Genomic DNA, 5,383 nt, shown 5'->3' on the forward strand with positions numbered 1-5,383 from the left:
CGGGGTGGAGCAGCCCGGTAGCTCGTCAGGCTCATAACCTGAAGGCCGCAGGTTCAAATCCTGCCCCCGCAACCAATACTCATAAGACGTTCAAGACTTATCAAAGGGCCCGAGGAAACTCAGGGCCCTTTTTGGCGTTGTGCGGAAATTGTCATTCAAGCGGCCTAGCCGGCCGCCCTTACACGGGTGGATGCAGAAATGCAGGCATGGAACCACCCTCTGATCGCCTGGCGCGATAGAGGCGGGCGGTGTCGAGTGCCTCCCGGATGCTCACGTCCATGTCCAGATAGCGATAGGTCCCGAGGCGGCCGACAAAGGTGACGGATGTTTCCCGCTCGGCGCGCGCCACGTATTCGGCAAGCTGCTCTTTATCCTTGACCAACCGAACTGGATAATAAGGGATGTCTTGCGGGCCGCACGCGCGGGAAAATTCCCTATAACAAACGGAGCCTGCTGGCTCTTCCCACGGGGAAAAATGCTTGTGCTCGGTGATGCGGGTAAAGGGCACGGAAACGTCGCCATAATTCATCACCGCGCAGCCCTGATAGTCGCCATCATAGGTGAAACGTTCGAAGTCGAGTGTTCGGTAGGCAAGCCGGCCGAGTTCGAAGTCGAAATAGCCATCGAGCGGGCCTGAATAGAAGACGTGTTTGCAAGCCCCTGCATCGGCACGGTGGAATTGTGTGCCGAGCCTCACCGTTATGTTCGGATGATCGAGGATACGCTCGATCATATCGGTATATCCGGTTTCCGGCATGCCCTGATATTTGTGGAAGAAATAGTTGTCGTCATAATTGAAGCGCATGGGCAGGCGTTTCAGGATCGACGCGGGCAGGTCGGCCGGTGGGCAGCCCCATTGCTTCTCCGTATATCCCTTGAAGAAGGCTTCGTAGAGTTCCGGGCCGACAAAGCGCAGCGCCTGCTCCTCGAAGGTCTGCGGATTGATGATCGATTTGTCGGCCCTCTCTTCTATGAAGGTTCTCGCTTCATCGGGCCGGAAATTCTTGCCGAAGAACTGGTTGATCGTGTGCAGATTGACGGGCAGGGAATAGACACGCTCGCCGCTCGTCGTTTTGACCCGGTTCTTGTAAGGCATGAACGTCTGGAAGCTGTTGACATAGTCCCAAACCTCCTTGTCGTCCGTATGGAAGATATGCGGGCCGTAAACATGCACCATAACGCCGGTTTCGCCGTCACGCTCGGTGTGGCAATTACCGGCAATGTGATTGCGGGCATCGATGATCTCGACCATATGGCCTGCCAGGGCGAGCTCCCGTCCAATGACCGCCCCGGAAAGCCCGGCGCCGACAATGACAATTCTTTCATCCGCGCTCATTGAGAACTAGTCCTGTTCATATGTCGTCGCCGGCGGGGGCGGTAAAGATTTGCTTCGAGGAGGTGGTGATGAGGGCAGTCCCGGGCGAACGAGAATATCGACGGTCAGCGGGAAATAGTGATATCCGGCTCGCGCCGTTCGGTTTCTCGCTCAGTCTTTTGGTGTCTGCCACAGGCGAAGGTCGTATGGGATCGGTGCATAGTCGTGCCACTGATTGAGTTTCTTGAGATAGCGTCTGCGGTAGCTTTGTTCGTCCTCAAACTCGATATTTTCCAATACGGCTTCCGCACCCACGTCATAATAGAGATCGAGATTGCTGAGATCCGGCACTGGCGTCTCGCCGCGTTCGCATTCGCCCTGCATCTGCCAGAAGAGTTCATCCAGACGCCGTGCCAGGGCGGGAATATCGCGCAATACACTTGTCTCGCGTTGCCGGGCGATCGACTCTCTCACCTTAAGAAGGCTCTTCCTGTCGTGGGCAAAACCCACGGCGCGGGCGACATAGTCTTCGGGCGACGAGCAGAGCATCTCCGGGACACCGGCTGCGGTGACGATGCTGCCGCAGAAACGCGCGGCAAATGTCTTGCCTGACATGGTGAGGACGGGCAGGCCGGATGTTATCGCATCAGCCGCGGTGGAGTGCGCGCCATAGGGGAAGGTGTCCAGAAACAGATCGGCGACACCGATACGGGCAATATGCATCGGGTTCGGGACTTTCGGTGCGAATACGAGCCGTTCGGGTGCGACGCCGTTCCGTTGCGCGACGTCTCGCAGGCGCTGATTGACATCTTCATCGCCCGTCAGCAGCCACAATAGGCTGCCTGGCGTCTGCGACAGGATCGTCATCCATCGTGCAAAGCAGTTTTCCGTGATCTTCTGCATGCCGTTGAAGCTGGCATAAACGAATGCGTCCTCCGGCAGTCCGACGTCTGCTCGGCTCGGTCGCTCCGCGATGGGCCGCTTGCGGTCGAGCGGCTGATCGCACGCGATGCGCAGCACCTTTTCGGTGTAATAGATTTCGTTCTCCTCCGGGATCATATACCCGTCGGAGATCAGATAATGATGGAACGGGCTTCCCATTGATCCAGGGTAGCCGCAGAAGCTGACGATGACCGGCGCAGGCCTATAGGCGAAAATTCTTGCGCGGGCGTCCTTGGTGTAGCCATTCACGTCGATCAGGATATCGATTTCATCGGAGATGATCTGCGATGCGGCAGAGCTATCATCCAGGCTGTGAATATCTCGCCAGCAATGGACCGCAGCTTTTATTCTCTGCTGGGTGCTGTCCGTATTGCGTACATTGCCGGAATAATAGGCGAAGACCTCAAGACTGTTTCTGTCGTGCAGCTCCAGCACCTCGCAGAGAGCGAAGCCGACGGCATGATCACGAAGATCCGATGAGAGGTAGCCGACGCGCAGACGTTGACCAGTCCCGGACTTGTGTTTCGGCAATCTGCGCGGAAAGCAGGTGAGGTCCGGACGTGCGCCAATCAGCGTTTTGCTCAAGCGATAGGCTTTGGCAAGCTGGAACATCGGATCGTCAGCGTAGCAACTCAACGTCAGCGAAGACATGGCGTCAAGCATCTTGCGGGCAGGGACGTGGCTCGAGGGTTCAAGCACCGGCCATTTGCATTGGCGCTGTCGCAACGCTGCCCAGTGCTGGCCTGATTCCGGCGCCTCCGGCCGCAGCTCGAACGCCTGCAGCAAAGCGGCTTCAGCCTCCTCAAGTTTTCCGGCACTTTCGAGGACCCGGCCAATGTTCTGCAGGACCATATGCCGATGCCCAACCGCTTCGGCATCGAGATTTTTCGTGGCCTCGGCATATTGCGACCACTGCTCCACTGCCTGACCGATCAGGCCGGCATCTTCAAGCACGCGACCGAGATTGATGTGGCCGGGAGCGAATTGCGGATTGGCCTTTAAGCAGCCGTGAAACGCCTGGACGGCGCCTGCGCGATCGCCAAGCTGGCTCAGCACGACAGCGTAGTTGAAGTAGGCGACGTGGATTGCGGGATTATTGTCGTTGAATGCGACCCAGGTTTTGTAGAGTTCCCCGGCGGCGGTTAGCTGACCGGCGGCACCAAGAGCCTCGGCCAGGCGCAAAAGATCCAGAAGACTGAGTTGCTGGTTCCGTGCCAGATCAAGTGCGCTCGGAGCATCGTCGTTTGAAGTAGAGGCGTGGCTGGCGGTCATGGCATCCTGCGGCAAAACGACAAGGTCGAAAGTAGAAACGGCCCAGATGGGTCATTTTTAGTTATAGTAGATAACTTGCCCGGGGCTGGATGTGTTGCGGCGGTGTTATTGTCAGAATCAATGTCGTGCCAAGCTTGCGCGTTGAAGTTTATTGACAGTCAGACTCCCATGTTTTGAACCGCTGACGCTGCTATTACGGGTCAGGTTGTTCACATGTTCTATCGATGGGAATGTTTCATCCTGTAGCTCGCCAGCGCAATTGATGGATTGATCTGATAGACGCTGTCGAAATCCTCGTCAGTGAAGTATTGGTAGGAATGCGCGGCATGTTCCCGAAAAAGACCGAGCAGATCATGCCGCATCTGCCTGTTTGCCCATTCCAGCAAGCCCGCCTTGAAGATGATGAAGATCGGATAATATTTCGCTCTGAAGATAGGGTTATCGTTGAAAAGCTTCTCGGCGTCCTTCAGGGCCGCGAACATGTCCAGGCGGCGCTCGTCGAAGGTACTCGTGTGCTGCTCGCGACCAGGAACAAGGCGGTGTGTCGTCAGGCTGCTGTTAATGGCCAGGAATTGCCCGGCATTCATATAGGCTGCCCAGTGCGGCAGGATGTCTTCGTTGATCCGTGCCGTGGAGAAGCGCCAGCCTGTCCGGCGGATGAATGACGTCCGCAAAATCTTGTTCCATGGGTAATTGATCGTCACCAGGAACTGTACGGCAGTATCGAGATCGATCAGTGCGCTGTCGCGGTTACCGAGGACATCGTCCCAGATATTCCTGTCGATAGGCGGCATCTCCCCGGGTGCGCCATCGGCCGTTCTGAGCACATTATATCTGAATGCCGCGACATCGACATTCGTCTCATCCATCAGGGGCAGGACGGTATCGATGGCTCCTGCAGCCAGAAGGTCGTCGGCATCGTGAAACAGGCAATATTCGCTGTCGATGGTCGCCAGCGCCCTGTTGCGGGCGACGCCCGGCCCGGTGTTCATCTCATTGCGCATCAGCCTTATATTGGCGTATTGCGCCATATATTGCTCAACGATGCCGCAAGTATTGTCGGTGGAGGCATCGTCGATGATGACGATATCCATATCGGTTTCATTGCGCAGAACGCTGTCGAGCGTCTCGCCGATGAGACTGGCTATGTTGAAGGCCGGAATGATGATGGATATCTTTGTCATGATGGAAACTCGATGTCCTCTGGGCGCATTCTGGAATTAAAATGCATCCATGCTACGACGCGACCTTGAGCCGCGTCGTAGATTGTCTGGTTTCTCCGGGCCTTACACCGTCTTGTAGGCCTTGATGATAGCCTCGACCTGGCCATCGTTCATCACCCCGAGCTGTTGGGACGAGAACGCTCCCGCATTGGTGCTGCCGAGACTGGTGAGGGTGGCTGTGGTGAGACCGGCGATGGCATTGATGCTGATGGCCTTGATCTCATCGGTAGAGAAGAGCTTGAGCTCGTCGCTGTTGAGGGTGCCGATCTGTGCGGAGCTGAGACCTGCGATCTGATCCGAAGTAAGTGCCTGTATCCGCTCGGTCGAGAGGGCTTCGAACTGCGTCGAGGAGAGTGCTGCGACCTGCGCTCGGCTCAGGGCGGCGATGGTGCCGGTGGTCAGTTTGCTGGCATCGAGGCCGGCAAAGGCCTTGGTGCTGATGGCCTTGATCTCATCGGTGGAGAAGGTTGCCAGATTGTCGGTCGACAATGCGCCAAGCTGTGTCGAGGACAGAGCCGCGATCTGTGTCTTCGTCAGTGCCGCGGCATTGGCGCTGCTGAGGCCGGAGAGGGCGGCTGCGGAAAGGCCGGTGATGGCGTTGACGCTGATGGCCTTGATCTCATCGGTGGAG

The 5,383-nt window shown here is 57.0% G+C and carries 3 protein-coding genes and 1 pseudogene; all 4 read right to left on the reverse strand.

The window, feature by feature from the left end:
* Nucleotides 1-178 precede the first annotated feature (178 nt).
* Nucleotides 179-1,336, reverse strand: coding sequence for a UDP-galactopyranose mutase (gene glf / locus AC1ROR_RS00005; protein ID WP_498588267.1), 1,158 nt, complete (start codon nt 1,334-1,336; stop codon nt 179-181).
* 150 nt (nt 1,337-1,486) lie between these two features.
* Nucleotides 1,487-3,529, reverse strand: a complete 2,043-nt coding sequence (locus tag AC1ROR_RS00010; RefSeq protein WP_498588268.1) for an O-linked N-acetylglucosamine transferase, SPINDLY family protein — start codon at nt 3,527-3,529, stop codon at nt 1,487-1,489.
* 218 nt (nt 3,530-3,747) lie between these two features.
* Nucleotides 3,748-4,713: a glycosyltransferase family 2 protein gene (locus tag AC1ROR_RS00015; RefSeq protein WP_498588269.1), complete on the reverse strand. Its 966-nt coding sequence runs from the start codon at nt 4,711-4,713 to the stop codon at nt 3,748-3,750.
* 102 nt (nt 4,714-4,815) lie between these two features.
* Nucleotides 4,816-5,383: pseudogene (locus AC1ROR_RS00020) on the reverse strand (ice nucleation-like protein); the annotation flags it as partial.

It is taken from the genome of Agrobacterium sp. GW821-FHT14E08, assembly GCF_058803865.1.